This window comes from Streptomyces sp. NBC_00457 (genome assembly GCF_036014015.1).
In the GTDB taxonomy this organism is placed as follows: Bacteria; Actinomycetota; Actinomycetes; order Streptomycetales; family Streptomycetaceae; genus Streptomyces.
The window spans coordinates 5,276,266-5,293,572 of sequence record NZ_CP107905.1 but is presented as its reverse complement, the minus strand read 5'-3'; the positions used below and the strand labels follow the sequence as shown (position 1 = coordinate 5,293,572).

Below are 17,307 nucleotides of genomic sequence, written 5' to 3'. Positions count from 1 at the left end.
CGCTACGGCCGTGTCTGCTTGGGCCCCTTCAAGGTGTCCGCGGCGTGCTTGGGCCCCCGGGACGAGAACTGGCCGACGAGTTCACGGAAACAGACCAGAGCGGTGATCGGCGGAATCCCGACGATGACCATCGCGAGCAGGGAATGCGGGGACTGGCCGATACACAGGGCGACCGCCGTGCCGGAGGAGATCAGCATCACCACCCAGGACCGCCGGGCGGTGCGGTGCTGAACGGATGCCCGCAAGATCGATAAACCGGCCACCAGCCACGGCCCGTACACGGTGAGCGGCCACCATTGCGCCAAATTCTCGGACACCACCAGCAGGGCGATGGTGCGCAGTTGGTCATATGAATAGGAGATCGACCAGTACAGCATCGTCACCGCGCACATGGTGATTATGGCCACCAAGATCGCAACGGTGATCACTCGCGGATTTCCGGTGAAGAGCTGAATCCCCGGACGGGGCCGGCGTCGATTCACCGGGCGGCGTGGGCGCCGGTGGCTGTCCAGCGGGGGAGGGACGGGATCCACGCTGGGCGTCGTACTGAGCATCTGCGCCAGCTCCTGGTCCAGATCCCAGCCGTCCGACGGGATCCCGGGGTCGGAGAGCTGCCACAGGTGCTGGGCCTCGAGCGGCTGAGTGTCCTCAGGCTTCTGGGTCGTCACCGCATAGAGCAGGTTCTCGTCCTGAATCCTGTCCATTGATCACTCCTTCCTCCGGCTCAGGACGTTTCGTTCAGATCATCCGGAGTGTGAGCCTCGGGCTGGAGCGGGGACTGTGGTGGCGGTGTCAAGCCCGTCCAGCGTAGCCCGCAGATATTCACTTTTGATGCTGCTGATCGCTTCAAGGAAGTCCTCGAACAGGTCCGAGCAGTGCGGGTGAGCCTCTTCTGCATGCCTTTCCTCCCAAGTCACGTCCACCTAACGAGCGTCCCAGGGCGCTAGGCATCGGGCATTCGGGGGAATATTGGCCAGCGGCGATTATTTATGGATCGGACTAAGATTCAGAGTTACTGAAATTCTGAAGATCTGCGCGTGGCAGTTCGAGATCGTAGTTCGAGATCATTCGCGGAACCCGTCCCGCACGGCGTTGAAGACGGGGCGGTACGTGTCCCATCGGGCGTCCGGGGCCGAGAGATAGATGTCGTACTCCCGGCCGCCGGCCGAGCCGTAGCCGAGGTCGATGGCGCGGAAGGCGCGGGCGCGGCCCTTGAAGGTGAACTCCCACACCGCGGCCGGCTGGTCCCGGAACGTCGTCTTCTGCATGCGGAGCCTGCGGTACGACGTCGGGTAGTTGACCTTGGTGTTCGCCTCGATGTCCGTGAAGTGCTCCACGGGGTGCGAGCCCGCGGGGTCCACCACGCCGACGGTGACGCCGGCCAGACCGGTCGGGTCGGCGTAGGTGACCTCGCCGCCCGCCGCCTTCTTCCGCTTCCAGTCGTCCGGCACGGGGAAGGAGACGCCGAGTTGCCTGTCGTGGACGAGGCGGTAGCCGTCGGGGACGGGTGAGGGCGTGGCCGCCGGCGCGCTGGTCGCCGCGCCGGGCCGCCGGGCGTCCGGCGTGCCGTCGTCGTTCGACGTGACGTAGAGGGCGCCGGCCACGGCGGTCGCGGCCAGGACGGCCGCCACCGGCACGAGGACGCGCGCGGCCCGCTTGCGGCCCCGACCGCTGTCTTCCGGCGGTGAGGGCGGCGCGGGCGGGGGCGGCGTGGTTGTGGACGTGGACGTAGAGGGAGCCGGGGATGTCGCAGACGTAGGGGGCGCCGGGGATGTCGGAGACGTCCGTGTCGTGCCCGGGGCGCCGACCGGGACCCCCTGGGCGACGGGGGTCGGCGCCGTGGCCGTCGGCCCGCCGGACCAGGTGGCCCGCAGGGCTCGTTCCGTCTGCTCCGCCGTGGGCCGGTCCTCGGGGTTCCGGGACAGCAGGATCTCGATGAGCGGTTCCAGCGGACCAGCCTGCCGCATCGGCGCGAAGGGCTCGACGGCGATGGCGTACGCGGTCTCCATGGGGGTGTCGCGGCGGTACGGCGGATGTCCCTCGACCGCCTGGTACAGCGTCGCGCCCAGCGACCACAGGTCTGAGGACGGGCCGGGTTTCTGGCCGCGGATCCGCTCCGGGGCCATGAAGTCGATGGAGCCGACCATCTCCCCGGTCTGCGTGAGCGTCGACGTACCCGCGGTCTGCGCGATGCCGAAGTCGGTCAGGACGACCCGGCCCCCCGCGCCCAGCAGGACGTTGCCGGGCTTGATGTCGCGGTGCAGGACACCGGCGGCGTGCGCGGCCCGTACGGCGGCGATCATGCCGAGGCCGATCCGCGCCGCCTCCTCGGGCGGCAGGGTCCGGCCGCCCTTGAGGAAGTCGCCGAGGGTGGGCGCGGGGACGTACTCCATGACGATGCAGGGCCGGCCGTCGTCCTCGACGACGTCGTGCACGACGACCACGTTGGGGTGGACGACCCGGGCGGCGCTGCGCGCCTCGCGGCGGGTGCGCTCGTACAGCGTGGCGACCTCGGCGTCGGACAGATGCGGCTGCGTGTGGAGCTGCTTGAGCGCGATCTGCCGGGCGAGCACCTCGTCCTCGGCCCGCCACACCGTGCCCATGCCGCCGCGGCCGACGCGCTCGACGAGCCGGTACCGCCCGGCGACGAGCCGCCCCTCGTCCGACACAGCCTTCTCCTCCGCCTTGCCCAGCCCCCTCGCCACTCAGCCATGCACACTAACCGACTTTGTCAACATTCCTGCCGCTGCGATCACGGGGGCCGGGCGCGCGTACGGCACCAGGAGGATCGCGGTCAGGTCGGGGTCGGGTCGCGGCGCGCCGCCGAGCACATCCGTGCCGCCTCCCGCGAGGTGGAGGCGGCACGTGGCGCGCGGAAGGCCCGGCGTGGTCAGACTCCCGTCGAGTCCTTCACGTACGGCGGCTCCGGCGCGGGCTCCGGTGTGGCGGGGCCGCCCTCGCTGAGGCCGTACCGGCTGTGGAACTTTCGCAGGAAGCCGGGGGCGTACCAGGCCGAGTGGCCGAGGAGGCGCATCGCGGCGGGGACGAGGATGCCGCGTACGGCGACGGCGTCGATGAGGATGGCCAGTCCGCTGCCGAGGCCGAACATCTGCATGAAGCTGATCTTGGATGTGCCGAAGGCGAAGAAGCTCACGGCGAGCAGACAGGCCGCTGCGGTGACGATGCGCCCGGTATGCCCCAGGCCGTCGGCCACGGCGGACTCGTTGTCCTTGCCCAGGTCGTGGAGTTCCTTGATGCGGCTGGTGACGAAGACCTCGTAGTCCATCGAGAGACCGAAGGCGATGCAGAACATCAGCACCGTCATCGACACCTCCATCGGCTGCGCGGTGAAGCCGAACAGGGAGGAGAGGTTGCCGTCCTGGAACATCCAGGTCATGACGCCGAGGGTCGCTCCCAGGCTGATCATGTTGAGGAGCAGGGCGCGCAGCGGCTGCACGACGCTGCCGGTGAACAGGAAGAGCAGCACGAAGGTGGTGAGGGCGACGAGCGCGACCGCGAGCGGGAGCCGGCTGCTGATCGAGGCCTTGGAGTCGACGAGCGCGGCGTCGACACCGCCGACGAGGGGGTGGGAGCCGGGGGGCGGTGTGACGGTGCGAACGTCGTCGACGAGGTGCTGAGCCGCGTCGGAGCGGGGCGGCAGGTCGCTGACGACACTGAGCTGGTGGGCCTGGGAGTCGCCCCGGGTGTCGACGCGGACGACGCCCTGGAGTCCGGACAGCCGGTCCTCGTACGCGCTCAAGTGGCTGTCGGAGACGGGCTGTTCGACGACGACGTGGAGGGCCGCCTCGTCGGTGCCGTTGAAGTCCTCCCGCAGTGCCGTGGCGACCTGGCGGCTCTCGGCGCCCTCGCGAGCGACGCCGGGCCACCGCCACCCGGGAGATCCTGGACACCGCCGAGCGCCACATCACCGAACACGGACCCGCGGCCCTGTCCCTGCGAGCGGTCGCCCGCAGCCTCGGCATGACCGTGCAGGCGCTCTACCACTACTTTCCGAGCCGGCACGCCCTCATCACCGAGCTGATCACCAAGGCGTACGACGACTTGGCCGAGGCCGTGCAGACAGCCGTCGACACCGCGCCGGACGAAGCCGGCCTGCCGCGACTGCAGGCGGCGGCCGAGGGCTACCGCCGATGGGCGGTCGCCCATCCCGAACGGTTCCAGCTCCTCTACGGCACGCCGCTGCGGGACTACGCGGCACCCGTCGACGGCCCGACCACCCAGGCGATGCGCCGGATGGGCGAGATCTTCCAGCGCGAGCTGTTCGGCGGCTTCACCGCGGAGCAACTGGCCGCGGCCGACACCCCCGCGCTCTCGCCCTCGCTCCGGGGCTTCCTGGACCTCCTGCCGGCGGACGGACCGGGAGCGCTGCCGCCCCCGGCGGCCGCCCTCCTCATGAGCGCGTGGGGCCATATGCACGGCCTCGTCGTGCTGGAGGTGTTCGGGCACACATCCTTCATCGGCGACCACCAGGGCGAGGTCTTCCGCATGTCGATACGGATCATGCTGGAGGACATCCACAGCCGGATCCCGGCACAGGGTGATCCCGAAGCCGCCGCAGGGCGTGGCGCGCGAGGTCAGCCGTAGGCGCGCAGGAACGCGTCGACCCCGTCGGCGATGATCGCGAGGATCTCCGATTCCGCCGCCGCGCTCTCCTCGCCGTCGTCCCGCAGCGCGTCGACGGCGAGGAGGACGGTGAGGGCGGTGGAGTGCTGCACGGCGCGGCGGGGATCGGCGGTCCGGATCTCGCCGTCCGCCGCCAGTTGCGTAAAGCGCTCCTCCAGCACCGACCGGCCCTGCGAGGTCAGCCGGCGGAAGGTGACGTAGTCCGACGAGGCGGTCGGTCCAGAGCAGGACGACGCCGGTGTCACCGTCACCCTGCGGGCACCGGATGGCATACGGACCGTCCACGCGCGTTACGTCGTGGCGGCGGACGGCGGCAGGAGCGGCACCGGGGGACTCCTAGGCCGCGGGCGTGCACGGCTACATCGGGATCGCGGCGGGGTCGTTCGTGGTCGCCACGGGGGTGTCGGCCGTGCTGGCACGCCGACGCGCATGACCGCCGAGAGGGACATCCGAGTGCTCCACATCACGCGGTGGCCAGCCGCCAGATCTGCCTCGCGGTCTGCTCCGCGGACTCGGTCGGCGGCGGATCGTTCGGGAGCTGGGCGGGCACGATCGTGTTCTTCTTCTCGCCGGGTCGGTCGGCGAAGAGGGCGAGCGTCAGGGTGAGCCGGGAGTCCAGCGCGGTGGACCACACGGTCCGGCGGGTGATCCCGCCGCCCGCTCCGGCCGTGAAGAAGACGGGCGAAATTTTCCGGGCGGCCGGATCGAAGGGGGGCACCATCCCGTTGGACACCGCTGCCTCTCGGGGAATCTTCGTGCTCCCGTACATCTGGGCCTTCACCATGAACGCGTCCCCTTCGTCCAGCGCGCGCTGTGGGTCGGGCCGTGCGGTGTAGACGTCCCGCCCGTCCCGGGTGATCTTCGCGACGGTGTACGGGGCCGCGTACACCCCGTCCGCCGCCACGGTCGCGTACGCCGAGGCCAGTTTCAGCGGGGTGGGCGCCGGGGTCTTCGGCAGCGTGGCAAGGGGGGTGCCGAAAAAGACCTTGCCGAAGGGCTCCAGCGCCGCCCCCGCCTCCACCGCGCCGCCCACCGCGTCGTTGAACGGCTGCCGGGCGTAGTCCGCGCCCCCGTACAGCAGCCGCACCGCCCCGTCGCCGGGCTCGATCGCCACGACGGCGGTGTGCAGCCGGGTTCCCTCACGGCCCTTGAGGTCCTTCACCAGCTCGGTGGTGGCGTCCTGGAGCGCCAGGTCGAAGGTGGTGTGCACGGTGTAGCCGCCGCGCGCCAACTGGTCCTCGCTGATGCCGAGCCGGTCGGCGGCCTCCTGAGCGGCCACGTCGATCATGTACTGCCGCTGCCCCTCGGTCGTCCCCGGCGGATAGAAACGGAACGCCGGAAAGGCGGCCTCGGCACGCTGCTTCGCCGTGATGCCGCCGCTCGCCGCCATCGCGTCGAGCACCCACTCCCAGCGGTCCCTGAGCTTCGCGGTCACCTTGGGATCCGAGCCCGCCTTCTCGTAGTACGAGGGGATGTTGACGATCGATGCCAGAGCGGCGGCCTGCGAGACCGTCAGGTCCCGGGTGTCCACATCGAAGTAGTTGCGCGAGGCCGCCTGGATACCGGCGGCGCCCCGCCCGAAGTACACCGTGTTGAGATAGCCCTCCAGGATCTCGTCCTTCGAGCGGGTACGGTCGAGCTTGATCGCGATCAGCGCCTCGCGTGCCTTGCGCGACAGCGTCTGCTCCGGGCTCAGCAGCGCGTTCTTCACGTACTGCTGGGTGATGGTGGAGCCGCCCTGCGGCGCCCCGCCGGTCAGCGAGGCCACCACAGCGCGGGCGACGGCGCGCGGCGAGACGCCGTTGTCCGTACGGAACGAGCGGTTCTCGGCCGCGATCACCGCGTCCTGGACATAGCGCGGGACCTGCGACAGAGGCACCTCCTGGCGGTCGACGGGACCGCGCCGGCCCAGATAGGAGCCCTTGTCGTCGATGAAGACCGTGCTCTGCGTGACGGTCTCCGGGTGCGGCTCGGGAATCTCCGTCAGCTGGTACGCGACCACCGCGGCCGTGCACAGCGCCGCGGTCAGCGCCAGGAAGGCGATGCTCAGCCGGCGCAGCAGCCGGCCTCGCGTGCGGCGGAGGCGGAGGCGGAGCGGGATGCGCAGGTGGAGGCGGTGGGAGCCTGCCGGGCGTTTCCCACGCCGAGGAGCGGCGGGCGTTTCCTGAGCGGCAGGTGGTTCGTGCACGGGAGGCCTTTCAGAAGTGGGGGGCGATTTCTGGACATCGGGCGCTTCACCCATCGGCACCGGACCGCGCGACGACCTGGCCGGCCCCGTCGTAGACCGTGACGGTCGGGCCGCCCTCGACGAAACTCGCCTTCAGCTCCGCCGTCGCCAGCGGTGCGCGCGCATACCAGACGCCCCAGCCGGGGTTGCCCGCCAACGTGAGGACGCTGCCGGTGACTTCACGGCCGTCGACGGTCACCGCGACACGATCCGGGTCGGCGGACAGGCCGTAGTAGAGGCCCGACAGGAAGTACGCGCCCTTCACCGGCTCCGGCCGCACAGAGACGCCCGGCTGCCGGCTCTCGGAGCCGGCCTCGGGAAGGCGGCGGAACTGGTTGGGCCCCCGCGCCGTCGACCAGTGCCGCCCGTCGGCGGTCAGCCAGACCTGCACCCCCGGCACGGCCTCCACCCGCTCGCCGGGCGCGACGATCCGTACCGGGCTCGACGCCATGCCGGCCGCGGCGGCGCCCGACCCGTCCGCGCCGCCGGAGCCCACGATCCGGTCGACCAAGAAAACGGCCGACGGGACGAGCAGCAGCACGCAGACGGCCGCGATCACGCCGACACGGCGGCGGCGCAAGGTCCGCCCCCGCTCCTCAATGGCACCGAGCTGCACGGCGAACGGGGCGAGACCGTCGGCGACTTCGGCGGCTTCCGTGAAGAGACCGCGCAGCCGCTCGGCGTCACCCCCGAGGGCCGCCAGCCCGCGCCGGGCATGGCCTCTGACCGCGCCGGCCGAACAGCCCAGCGTCTGGGCGACCTCCGTCTCGCCGAGTCCCTCCCAGTGCAGCATCACCAGCACGGCCCGCTGCCGAGCGGACAGTGCCCCCAACCCCTCCTGGTCCGGGGCCTTGCGGCGGCGTGCCCGGCGCAGATACTCCCGGACGAGGGAGCGCCGTACATAGAAGTCCACGTCGTCCCGCGGTATCCGGCGCCACCGCGCGCACACCCCCACCAGCGTGTTCCGCACCAGCTCCGTCGCTTCGCGGGGATCGCCGCAGAGCAGCCGCGCGGTGGCGGCCAGCCGGGGCCGGCCCGCACGCGCGTACGCGGCGAAGTCGATGCGGGGGCCGCGAGCGGGCCAGTGGATCCGGAGACTCGAGTTCATCGTCTTTCCTGTGGGGCGTGTTCCGATGTACGCGACCTACGGGACCTGTACGCACCACTGGGGCGGCCAGGTTGCACGGAATCCAAAACTCCGGTGGGGGTATGACCGACGACGAGTTCGACGCTTTCTACGCGGCCACGTTTCCCCGGCTGACCGGCCAGCTCGCCGCGTTCACCGGGGATCGCGAGGAGGCGCAGGAAGTGGTCCAGGAGGCGTTCGTACGGGCCTGGAGCCGGCGCAAGAGCTTCCTCGCGGACGAGGCACCCGAGGCGTGGATCCGCACGGTGGCCATGCGCCTGGCAGTCAGCCGCTGGCGCCGGGCCAGGCGCTGGCTGGAACTGGTGCGCCGTACGCCGCCGCCCGAGTTCACGCCGGGACCCGGTCCCGACCGCACGGCGCTCGTCGCGGCGCTGCGCCAATTGCCCAAGGTGCAGCGGATGGCGATCGTCCTGCACCATCTGTGTGACCTGAGTGTCGAGCAGGTAGCCTCCGAGACGGGTGCGCCCGTGGGGACGGTCAAGGCCAGACTGGCCAGGGGGAGAGCGGCGCTGGCGCAGCATTTGACTGTGGACGAGGCTGCCGAACCGGTTCGGAAGGAGAGCGGCCGTGTCGGATGAACGCTTTACCCAGTCGTCCGCCGAACTCTCCACCGCGCTCCACGAGTTCGCCGAGGAACACGAGACCCCTCCGGTCCTCTCCGGCGCCGAGGTCCGCGGTCGTGCCGTCCGCCGGGTGCGCCGCCGCAGGGCAGGCACGCTGGCCGCGGGTACGGCCGCCCTCGCCCTGGTGGCCTTCGCGCTGACCTTGGACCCCGCGGGGGAGGGGAACCACCGCCAGGTCCCGGCCGCCTCGCCCGCCGTCCCGTCACCGCCCCCTGCCACCTCCCGTGAGGCGACCTCTGTCATGCCCACCGTCGGCAAGGTCGACCTCGACCGGAGCACCCTGGCCGTCGGGGACCGGGTCATGACGATTACGTCGAGCGTCGCCGGCAGCCCGAAGCCGGTGGGGCCGCTGACCGTGTACAGGAAGCTCGACAACACGGTTCTGCCCGTCATCAACCCGACCGACGGAACCCGCTACGACACGGACGTCTCACTGGCCGTCGAACTGCGCGATGCCGACAACCAGCCGTTCTACGTAGGCGCGATCCTCGCCTACGAAACGAAGGGCATCGACAAGTACGACACCACCAGCGGCTGGATCAGCCTGGACGCGGCCGACGCCAAGTGGTTCTTCACCAGCGTGAAGACCGGCAACTCCTTCTCGGTCACCGGCTCCGCGTCCGCAGGCAGGCCGGCCGCCACACCGTCACTCACGCGCCCCAACCCCGCCCGGCCCGACAGGACTCCACAGGAAGGGAGTTGAACATGGACGCACCGGACGCGCAGCACACGGCCAAGCTCCTGCGGGCGATCAGCGACGAGCTGTCCGACCGTTTCTACGAGCGGGCCGACGTGGTGCGGACCCTGGTGGTGACCCTGCTGGCCGGACAGCACTCCCTGGTGCTGGGCCCGCCCGGAACGGCGAAGTCGGAGATGGCCCGGGAGCTGACCGGCAGGGTCGAGGGGGCGTCGTACTGGGAGATCCTGCTGTCGAAGTTCACCGCGCCGACGAGGATGTTCGGCCCCATCGACGTCGCCGCGCTGGCCCGGGGCGAGTACCGCCAGGTCTACGACGGCCGCGCCACGACCGCGCACATCGCGTTCATCGACGAGATCTTCAAGTGCTCCACGGCGGCGCTGAACGAGACCCTTGGCTATCTCAACGAGCGGATCTACCACCCCGAGAGCGGCGGCGAGCCGATCCGCTGCCCTCTGATCGGGGCCATCACGGCCAGCAACGAACTGCCCAGCGCGGAGGATTCCGCCGCGATCTACGACCGTCTGCTGGTCCGCATCGAAGTCGGCTACCTGGAGGACCCCTCCAACTTCGCCGCGCTGGTCCGCTCCGCCGTCAGCCGCCCCGCTCCACCGACCCGGACCACCGTCGAACTGGCCGCGTTGCAGCACGCCGTGACCGAGGCCGTCCCCGCCGTGGACGTCTCCGACGCGATCGTGGACGCCGTATGCACGCTGCGGGCTTCCCTGCGTCGCAAGGAACTCGTCGTCTCCGACCGACGCTGGCGGCAGGCGGTGGGCCTGCTCCAGGCGTCCGCATACCTCGACGGGCGCCCGGCGGTCGCTGAGAACGACCTGTCGGTGCTGACCCACGTGCTGTGGGACTCCCCCGCGCAGCGCCCCACCGTCGAGCGCGAGGTGCTGCACCTGGTCAACCCGGACGCCAAGGAGGCGCTCGACCTGGCCGACGTCGTAGACGAGTTGGAGGCCCAGCTCGACGCCATGGCCGGGCAGTCCCGCGAGGCGCTGAGCGAGTGGGTCATCAAGAAGGCCCACAACCAGCTCGCCACCGCGGGCAAGCGGCTGGAGAAACTGCGCGAGGAGGCGGTGACCGCCGGCCGCTCCACCACCGCAATCGACCGGGTCACCGCCCGCCAACGCGCCGTCCGCGCCCGCGTCCTCACCGAGGCCCTCGGCGTGGACGCGAGCATGGTGCAGGCTCAGCTCTGAGCAGGCGGGGGAATCAGGACCATGGCCAACACACCCCGCACGATCGATGAGTTGGCGAGCCAAGCCGGGAAGTGGCTGGACGGCCTGCCCGCCGCCGCCGCTCCCGAGCGGCATACGGCGGCCGTGGTCACGGACCGCTTCGACCGTTTCACCTGGCGCGACACCTACGACCAGTCGGCCGGACTGCGCGACCTGGCCGAGGAACTGATCCAGCGCTACGACGACACCGCCACGGACCTCCTGACCGACGTGTTCCTGGCCGCGTACAAGGTCGGGCCGAGACTGCGCGAGCGCGCGGAGATGGACCCCTCCCGGCTGGTCAACCACCAGGTCGTCACCGCATTGATGGAGTCACCGGAGTTCGCGGAGCTGCACCGGGAGACGGCCGGCGACCCCTACGCCGCCGCCATGGCCGTACTCGCCCAGGCCGCCGCGCTGCGCGGGATGCTGGACCGTTCCAGGGACGCCCGGGAACGGGCCGAGCAGGCGAAGAAGGCCCAGCAGGCCGCCGTAGACGCGGCGACCGCCGTGGACGAGGCGCTCCAGCAGGCCGCGGACGGGGCCGACGAGGACGGCACGGTGTCGCCCTCGGACGCCGACGCCGTACAACGGGCGATCGAGGCCGCGGAAGCCGCCGCGCGGGAGGCGGCGCAAGCCCTCGGGGCGGCGGCGGTCCCCGGCATCCGTGCCGCCGCGCGGAACGCCGCGGCGCGGGCCGTCGAGGCCGTGCGGGGGGAGGCGACGCTGATGCGGGCGTGGGGCGTCGGCCCCGGTGAGCTGGAGCGGATGCCGTTCGAGCAGCGCGCCCGGCTCGCCGAGCGGCTGCGCACGGGCCGTCTCGCCCAGTGGGCCGAACTGATCGGCCGTTTCCGTCAGATGGCGAGCGGCGAGCGCGCCCGCAAGGTGGAGAACACCGCCGGTGAACTGATCGGCGTCACGCTCGGCGACGACCTCTCCCGCGTCATCCCCTCCGAGCTGGCGAGCCTCGGCCTGCCCGAGCTGCGTGCGGTCTTCGCCGCGCGCTACGCCGCCGGGGAGCTGATGCTCTACGACAGCCAGGGCGAGCAGACCACCGGCCAGGGCGCCGTCATCGCGTGCGTGGACACCTCGCACTCCATGTACGAGGCAGGGCCCGGCGGAATCACCCGTGAGGCGTGGGCCAAGGCCTGCGCCCTGGCGCTGCTGGACCAGGCCCGCAACGCGGGGCGCGACTTCGTCGGCATTCTGTTCTCCGCCGCCGACAAGCTCCAGATCTTCCGCTTCCCGGCCGACCGGCCGGCCGACATCACCCGGACCCTCGACTTCGCGGAGACCTTCCTGGGCGGCGGCACCAGCTACCAGCGCCCCCTGACAGCCGCCGCGGAACTCCTGCGGGACGAGTTCAACGACGCCACCCGCACACGCGGCGACATCGTGATCCTCACCGACGACGACTGCGGCGTCACCGAGCAGTGGACGCGCGACTGGAACGACGCCAAGCACCTCCTCGACTTCCGCCTCTTCGGCATCGCCGTCGGCACCCCACGCGTCGCCGCCTCCGACTCCGTCCTCCACGCCCTCTGCGACAACCTCCGCTCCATCGGCGACCTCACCGACGTCCACGCCGCCGCGGACCTCTTCCGCGTGATCTGACGAGGGCCGTAGTCCTTACGAGGACATCGCCGCGGTGTAAGGAAAAGCGGCCACCGCGGCACCGACTCCCCGGACACCTCGTCCGGGGCGCTCAGCCGGTACTGCCGTGCGCCTCATGCCCGGCGCGGCGGCGGTACTCGGCGTTGATGCGTTGGGCTTCCTCGAGTTGGTCCTCGAGGATGACGATGCGGCAAGCGGCCTCGATCGGGGTGCCCTTGTCGACGAGTTCGCGGGCGCGTGCGGCGATCCGCAGCTGGTAGCGGGAGTAGCGGCGGTGTCCGCCCTCCGAGCGCAGCGGAGTGATCAGGCGAGCCTCGCCGATGGCTCGTAGGAAGGCCGGGGTGGTGCCGAGCATCTCGGCGGCCCGCCCCATCGTGTAGGCGGGGTAGTCGTCGTCGTCCAGACGACCACTGAGAGGGGTATCTGCTGTCATGTCACCTCGTAGTACAACGCGTCGAGGGGCCCCGGTGCCGTACGGCACCAGGGCCCCGAAGGAAATTGAACACCATCTGTCGGCCCTCATGCTCTGCCGACCTTCTGTTTCCGCTACCAGCCCTGCAGAAGGGAGTGCGGGGATCGCGGCTGCGTGACCGGGGACCACCTTCCAATCCGGAGTCTTGCGGTACCCGGACCGGTGCTGCTCGGCCGGGCGATCCTGATGGCGTCTGCTCCTCCGTCCTTCCTCTGATCACTCTGAACCAACTACCACTTGCTTCCCGGCAGTTCGTGTCTGCCGGGACTCACTTGACCGTGTCTACGAGAAGAAGGCTAACCGCGACAGAGCCCAATGTCTACTCTGACAAGAGTAGATTTCAGCTGTCCGGGGGACCAGATCTCCAGGGGAACGGACGGGACAACGAAGAGGGCCCTGCCGACGCGCGTCGGCAGGGCCCTCATCGGGATCCAGATGGCGGTTTCCCGCCCGTTCTCATACGTCCAGGGATGCGGAGCCGAGCAGTGCCGACGCGGTCTGGACCGCGGTGGGGACCGGCACGGGCTCGGCCTCCAGGCGGGCGTGGCACGTGAAGCCCAGGCCGGTCATGGCCCGGACGACTTCGCCGCCGGTGAAGTCGCGGGGGTCCTGTCGGGTGAGCACCTGGCCCACCTGCTTGACGGGGTAGCGACGGCGGCCGATGGTCACGGACTCACCCGTGATGAGCTCGGGCGTGACGCCCTTCATGGAGGCCAGCACTCCGCTCTTGGTCAGGTCGAACGGGTACCGGGCGATGACACAGCGCATGATGCCCCTCAGGGGAGAAGGAGAACGGACTGATCGAGGCGGGTCGATCAGCGGGAGAGGGTGAGGACGTCCTGTAGACGGATCCGGTCCGTGTACGTGGAACTGCCGCGGTGAGCGACGAGTTCGGCCCGGGTGACCGAGCCCGTGTACTGGTCGTCCCCGTCGCACAGCACGAGGAACTCCACACGAGCACTGGCCATGAGGGACAGGGCGACCTCGACGGTCATGTCGTCCCCGACCCGGGGTCCGGACGCGTCCATGCCCTCGACTACGGAGGCGATGGGGGAGCGGTCCGTCCGCATCTGCTGTGCCTGAACCGGTGTCAAATGCTGCCTCCGTCGGAGATGGGTCAACGTTCGAGGTCGCGGCGACTACGCCGCCGGGCCGAAGGCGGACGGCCGCTGCGTCCTGCGCCGCCCCGCTTCACCGGCGGTGCGCCCCCGGGCGGGACGGCCGCGGCGGCCTCGGGACGAGGGAGCGCCGGCGCGGGCCGGACGTTCCGCGGGCGGTGCGGTGATGACGACCGGGACACCGGAAGGGGCCTGGGCGCCGGTGATGCGGCTCAGTTCCGCTTCACCCGAACGTACCGAGGTGATCTGCGGGGTGATGGCGGCCGACGCCATCAGCCGGCTCATGCCGCGACGCTGGCTGGGTGTCACCAGGGTGACGACGCTGCCGGACTCGCCGGCGCGGGCGGTACGGCCGCCGCGGTGCAGGTAGTCCTTGTGGTCGCTCGGCGGATCCACGTTGACGACCAGGTCGAGGTTGTCGACGTGGATGCCGCGAGCCGCGACATTGGTCGCCACCAGGACCGTCACATGACCGGTCTTGAACTGGGCGAGGGTCCGCGTGCGCTGGGGCTGGGACTTGCCCCCGTGCAGAGCCGCGGCGCGGACGCCGCTGCTGAGCAGGTGCTTCGTCAGCCGGTCCACGGCGTGCTTGGTGTCCAGGAACATGATCACCCGGCCGTCTCGCGCCGCGATCTCGGTGGTCGTCTGGTACTTGTCCGCTTCGTGCACGTGGAGCAGGTGGTGCTCCATCGTGGTGACCGCGCCCGCCGACGGGTCGACGGAGTGGACCACCGGGTCGGACAGGTAGCGGCGGACCAGCCGGTCGACGTTGCGGTCCAGGGTGGCGGAGAAGAGCATCCGCTGCCCTTCGGGGCGCACCTGGTCGAGCAGCGCGGTGACCTGGGGCATGAAGCCCATGTCGGCCATCTGGTCGGCCTCGTCGAGGACGGTGATGGTGACGGCGTCCAGTCGGCAGTCGCCCCGGTCGATGAGGTCCTTGAGCCGCCCCGGCGTCGCGACGACGACCTCGGCTCCGGCCCGTAGCGCACCGGCCTGCCTGCCGATGGACATCCCGCCGACCACGGTCGCCAGCCGCAGCTGCACGGAGCGGGCGTACGGGGTCAGCGCGTCGGTCACCTGCTGGGCCAGCTCGCGGGTGGGGACGAGGACCAGGGCGAGCGGCTGCCGCGGCTGCGCACGCCGGCCCGCGGTACGGGCCAGCAGAGCGAGGCCGAAGGCCAGGGTCTTGCCCGACCCGGTACGGCCGCGGCCGAGCACGTCACGTCCGGCGAGGGAGTTCGGCAGGGTCGCCCCCTGGATCGGGAACGGTATGGTCACGCCCTCCTGACCGAGCGCGGCCAGCAGCGGCGCCGGCATGGCGAGGTCGGCGAACGACTCGACGGCGGGCAGCGCGGGGGTGATCGTCACCGGCAGGGCGAACTCGCCCTGGAGCGCGGGCTGTCGGCGGTCGTAGCCGGTGGAACGCCGCGACGACGTTCCCGAGCGCGTCGGGGCGGAACCCCGGGAGCGGTCGTAGGTACGGGTCGTGCGGGTGGTGCGTGCGCGGTTCAAGCGGAACCTTCCTCGTTGTGAGCACGTAGGCACGTAGCAAGGAATTTCCGCAGCAAAATGAACGGCGCAGAGAATCACGAGAACGGGCCGGTGATGATGGGCGCCGAATCGGATCGACGGGGGATGCATCACCGTTCGGTGATGTGGTGGAGCCTTCCCGTCGTGCGCCCTGAAAAGCAGCGAGCCGAGGCCCGCACCCCAAGGTGCGGGCCCCAGCTGCGAAGTATGCGTTGCTGCGGGTGTCAGGCGGGAACGATGTTCTCGGCCGTCGGGCCCTTCTGGCCCTGCGCGATGTCGAAGGACACCTTCTGGCCTTCCTGCAGCTCGCGGAAGCCCTGGGCGGCGATGTTCGAGTAGTGGGCGAAGACGTCGGCGCCGCCGCCGTCCTGCTCGATGAAGCCGAAGCCCTTTTCCGCGTTGAACCACTTCACGGTGCCAGTAGCCATGTCAATTCTCCTTCGGAGACGAAGTCCGGAATCCGCACTGTGCGAATTCCGCGTCGCCGTGCTGATTACCCCGTCGGAAAATGAACCTTCTGGCAACCACACCTGCAACTGAGATCGACATTAGCATGGTGCGACCGGCCCCGTGTGGTCGACAATTTCCGCCGCGGTCGGCGCCCGAGGAATAATCGCGGTGCACCGCACCTATTTCTTACTTCGCGGCTACAGATATTGCTCCGCGCGCATGCAGTGTTTCCGCCGGTTACGGTCGGCCACAGCGCCGTGACCTCGGACGATGAGCCTTGCGGCGCTGACAACGCGAACATACCGAGACCCCACCATCGCAATAAAGGTCACATCTGCCGGACGCCGACGGTCCAGGTGATGTTCGGGGGTTCCACGCGTGCGCACAGGGGACCGCCCTGCGCGTCGGTGAGGCCGAGGCGTCCGATCAGCAGCCCGTCGCGCGCGGCGGCGGTGAGGACGTCGGCGGGGATGACGTCGAGCATGAGCTTGGCGCGGCGGAACATCGTAAAGGTGCCGGACTCGTCGACCGTGCCCCAGGAGAGGTAGATGAACCGCCGGCCCAGACGGTGCTGCACGTAGGGGCCCTTGACCACGGTGCCGGTCGGCGAGGCGCTCGTGGTGCACTCCAGAGTCCATGTCGCGGACGGCGCGTCGCCCGGCTGTGGCTCCAGCAGCTCGGCGGGACGGTCGCGGCGTTGCACGGCGACGTGGATGTTGCCGTACGCGGGGACTGTGCCGTCGACGGAGGCGGGGCGGGTGAGGCCGGGCAGGTCGACGGCGTCGATACGGACGTGCATGGCGGCCATCATCCCGCCATCGTCCCCGCAGAGCTCAGCCGCCCGCCGGCCGGGGTGGGCCCGGGACGTCAGCGGATGGGGCGCCGCCTGGCACGCCGGAACGCTCGCACCGAGAAGAAGGCCACATCGGCCACGAAGAGCACGATGCCGATGGCCAGCAGATAGCCCAGGCCGTCCGCCGCCGCGCCGATGATTCCCAGGACGACGGCCACGAGGACGAGCAGCAGGAACAGCACCATCACCCGAACGCCTCCTTCTGCCGCGTGGGGGTGGTCAACGGCGCGCGAGTCGGCGTTCGCCGGTGGCACCCGGTCGGTACGTCATGTCGTAGTGCCGGAAGATCGCTTCCTCCTGTTCGGCGGGCAGTACGTCGTCCGTCCCGATCGCGGGAGCCTGGCGTACGTGCGTCTTGGCGTACGGAACCTGGACGTAGCCCGGCCCGAGCACGGCCTCGTCGACGGGGACGAAGACCAGCCGCTGGCGGCCGAGCAGCCCGGTCCGGACCGTGGCCATGGACGGTTCGTCCGTGGCGGTGTCCACATAGATCGCTTCGAGCGTGCCGATCTTGCGCCGCTTCAGATCGACCACGTCCTCGTTGCGCCACTCGCGGATGTCGGCTGAACGGATCATGTTGCTCCCTTGCTTGTGAGAGCACGGGCCCAGTTGTCATCGTAGGACCGCAGCACTTTTCCGACACTGGGGATTCTTCGGGCAGACACAGCGGGGCCGCAGGCTGTCGTGCCTGCGGCCCCGCTCGGGC

At 70.4% G+C, this 17,307-nt stretch carries 18 protein-coding genes and 1 pseudogene; 5 read left to right on the top strand and 14 right to left on the bottom strand.

Annotated features, from left to right (window positions below; translation table 11 throughout):
• Window positions 1–2 precede the first annotated feature (2 nt).
• The 3 genes and pseudogenes from OG828_RS24040 to OG828_RS24030 all read right to left on the bottom strand — a co-directional run.
• Window positions 3–704 (bottom strand): DUF2637 domain-containing protein, encoded by a 702-nt coding sequence (locus OG828_RS24040; RefSeq protein WP_210579600.1) that lies wholly within the window; start codon window positions 702–704, stop codon window positions 3–5.
• Between the two features lie 360 nt (window positions 705–1,064).
• Window positions 1,065–2,669, bottom strand: coding sequence for a serine/threonine-protein kinase (locus tag OG828_RS24035; RefSeq protein ID WP_328504929.1), 1,605 nt, complete (start codon window positions 2,667–2,669; stop codon window positions 1,065–1,067).
• 221 nt (window positions 2,670–2,890) lie between these two features.
• Window positions 2,891–3,904, bottom strand: a pseudogene (locus tag OG828_RS24030) (MMPL family transporter); the annotation flags it as partial.
• On the opposite strand from OG828_RS24030, the gene OG828_RS24025 reads away from it, so the two are divergent.
• Entirely contained in the window at window positions 3,835–4,605 is a 771-nt protein-coding gene (locus OG828_RS24025) for a TetR/AcrR family transcriptional regulator (RefSeq protein ID WP_328439541.1), read from the top strand. The pseudogene OG828_RS24030 and the gene OG828_RS24025 overlap by 70 nt on opposite strands.
• On the opposite strand, the gene OG828_RS24020 is transcribed toward OG828_RS24025, so the two are convergent.
• The 3 genes from OG828_RS24020 to OG828_RS24010 form a co-directional block, all read right to left on the bottom strand.
• Window positions 4,596–4,805 carry a TetR/AcrR family transcriptional regulator C-terminal domain-containing protein gene (locus OG828_RS24020; RefSeq protein ID WP_328504928.1) on the bottom strand — a complete coding sequence of 70 codons (210 nt, stop codon included), beginning with the start codon at window positions 4,803–4,805 and terminating at the stop codon, window positions 4,596–4,598. The genes OG828_RS24025 and OG828_RS24020 overlap by 10 nt on opposite strands.
• A 302-nt stretch (window positions 4,806–5,107) precedes the next feature.
• Window positions 5,108–6,832, bottom strand: coding sequence for a transglycosylase domain-containing protein (locus tag OG828_RS24015; RefSeq protein WP_328502294.1), 1,725 nt, complete (start codon window positions 6,830–6,832; stop codon window positions 5,108–5,110).
• Between the two features lie 46 nt (window positions 6,833–6,878).
• The gene (locus tag OG828_RS24010) at window positions 6,879–7,979 is read right to left on the bottom strand and encodes a sigma factor-like helix-turn-helix DNA-binding protein (RefSeq protein WP_328502293.1); all 1,101 of its coding nucleotides are present in this window, start codon (window positions 7,977–7,979) and stop codon (window positions 6,879–6,881) included.
• A 101-nt stretch (window positions 7,980–8,080) separates the two neighbouring features.
• Here OG828_RS24010 and OG828_RS24005 point away from each other — a divergent pair, with 101 nt between their 5' ends.
• Genes OG828_RS24005 through OG828_RS23990 form a run of 4 tightly spaced genes read left to right on the top strand, consistent with a single transcriptional unit; the run spans window position 8,081 to window position 12,178 of the window.
• Window positions 8,081–8,596, top strand: coding sequence for a SigE family RNA polymerase sigma factor (locus tag OG828_RS24005; protein WP_328502292.1), 516 nt, complete (start codon window positions 8,081–8,083; stop codon window positions 8,594–8,596).
• Window positions 8,586–9,344 (top strand): hypothetical protein, encoded by a 759-nt coding sequence (locus tag OG828_RS24000; protein WP_328502291.1) that lies wholly within the window; start codon window positions 8,586–8,588, stop codon window positions 9,342–9,344. The genes OG828_RS24005 and OG828_RS24000 overlap by 11 nt, the downstream gene beginning before the upstream one ends.
• Window positions 9,345–9,346: 2 nt before the next feature.
• Entirely contained in the window at window positions 9,347–10,546 is a 1,200-nt protein-coding gene (locus OG828_RS23995) for an AAA family ATPase (RefSeq protein WP_328502290.1), read from the top strand.
• Window positions 10,547–10,567: 21 nt separating this feature from the next.
• Complete coding sequence (locus tag OG828_RS23990; protein WP_328439534.1) at window positions 10,568–12,178, top strand: VWA domain-containing protein; 1,611 nt, start codon at window positions 10,568–10,570, stop codon at window positions 12,176–12,178.
• A gap of 91 nt (window positions 12,179–12,269) precedes the next feature.
• Here OG828_RS23990 and OG828_RS23985 read toward each other — a convergent pair whose 3' ends face one another.
• The 8 genes from OG828_RS23985 to OG828_RS23950 form a co-directional block, all read right to left on the bottom strand.
• Window positions 12,270–12,611: a MerR family transcriptional regulator gene (locus tag OG828_RS23985; RefSeq protein ID WP_328360440.1), complete on the bottom strand. Its 342-nt coding sequence runs from the start codon at window positions 12,609–12,611 to the stop codon at window positions 12,270–12,272.
• A 495-nt stretch (window positions 12,612–13,106) separates the two neighbouring features.
• Window positions 13,107–13,418, bottom strand: a complete 312-nt coding sequence (locus OG828_RS23980; protein WP_210579627.1) for an SCO5918 family protein — start codon at window positions 13,416–13,418, stop codon at window positions 13,107–13,109.
• A 47-nt stretch (window positions 13,419–13,465) separates the two neighbouring features.
• Entirely contained in the window at window positions 13,466–13,744 is a 279-nt protein-coding gene (locus OG828_RS23975) for a CBS domain-containing protein (protein ID WP_443060174.1), read from the bottom strand.
• 45 nt (window positions 13,745–13,789) lie between these two features.
• On the bottom strand, window positions 13,790–15,280 hold the full coding sequence (locus OG828_RS23970) for a DEAD/DEAH box helicase (protein ID WP_328360434.1): 1,491 nt from the start codon (window positions 15,278–15,280) through the stop codon (window positions 13,790–13,792).
• 242 nt (window positions 15,281–15,522) lie between these two features.
• The gene (locus OG828_RS23965; RefSeq protein WP_030224351.1) at window positions 15,523–15,726 is read right to left on the bottom strand and encodes a cold-shock protein; all 204 of its coding nucleotides are present in this window, start codon (window positions 15,724–15,726) and stop codon (window positions 15,523–15,525) included.
• A 350-nt stretch (window positions 15,727–16,076) separates the two neighbouring features.
• Window positions 16,077–16,547 (bottom strand): DUF5990 family protein, encoded by a 471-nt coding sequence (locus OG828_RS23960; protein ID WP_328439531.1) that lies wholly within the window; start codon window positions 16,545–16,547, stop codon window positions 16,077–16,079.
• 68 nt (window positions 16,548–16,615) lie between these two features.
• On the bottom strand, window positions 16,616–16,786 hold the full coding sequence (locus OG828_RS23955; protein WP_328360429.1) for a hypothetical protein: 171 nt from the start codon (window positions 16,784–16,786) through the stop codon (window positions 16,616–16,618).
• Window positions 16,787–16,820: 34 nt separating this feature from the next.
• Window positions 16,821–17,177 carry a PRC-barrel domain-containing protein gene (locus OG828_RS23950; protein ID WP_328360426.1) on the bottom strand — a complete coding sequence of 119 codons (357 nt, stop codon included), beginning with the start codon at window positions 17,175–17,177 and terminating at the stop codon, window positions 16,821–16,823.
• Between the last annotated feature and the right edge of the window lie 130 nt (window positions 17,178–17,307).

Bases quoted from the DNA above. Each gene is read 5' to 3' on its own strand.
- OG828_RS23965 (WP_030224351.1), bottom strand. From the start codon at position 15,726: ATGGCTACTGGCACCGTGAAGTGGTTCAACGCGGAAAAGGGCTTCGGC.
- OG828_RS23955 (WP_328360429.1), bottom strand. From the start codon at position 16,786: ATGGTGCTGTTCCTGCTGCTCGTCCTCGTGGCCGTCGTCCTGGGAATC.
- OG828_RS24010 (WP_328502293.1), bottom strand. From the start codon at position 7,979: ATGAACTCGAGTCTCCGGATCCACTGGCCCGCTCGCGGCCCCCGCATC.
- OG828_RS24040 (WP_210579600.1), bottom strand. From the start codon at position 704: ATGGACAGGATTCAGGACGAGAACCTGCTCTATGCGGTGACGACCCAG.
- OG828_RS23995 (WP_328502290.1), top strand. From the start codon at position 9,347: ATGGACGCACCGGACGCGCAGCACACGGCCAAGCTCCTGCGGGCGATC.
- OG828_RS23950 (WP_328360426.1), bottom strand. From the start codon at position 17,177: ATGATCCGTTCAGCCGACATCCGCGAGTGGCGCAACGAGGACGTGGTC.
- OG828_RS23960 (WP_328439531.1), bottom strand. From the start codon at position 16,547: ATGCACGTCCGTATCGACGCCGTCGACCTGCCCGGCCTCACCCGCCCC.
- OG828_RS23985 (WP_328360440.1), bottom strand. From the start codon at position 12,611: ATGACAGCAGATACCCCTCTCAGTGGTCGTCTGGACGACGACGACTAC.
- OG828_RS23990 (WP_328439534.1), top strand. From the start codon at position 10,568: ATGGCCAACACACCCCGCACGATCGATGAGTTGGCGAGCCAAGCCGGG.
- OG828_RS24005 (WP_328502292.1), top strand. From the start codon at position 8,081: ATGACCGACGACGAGTTCGACGCTTTCTACGCGGCCACGTTTCCCCGG.
- OG828_RS23980 (WP_210579627.1), bottom strand. From the start codon at position 13,418: ATGCGCTGTGTCATCGCCCGGTACCCGTTCGACCTGACCAAGAGCGGA.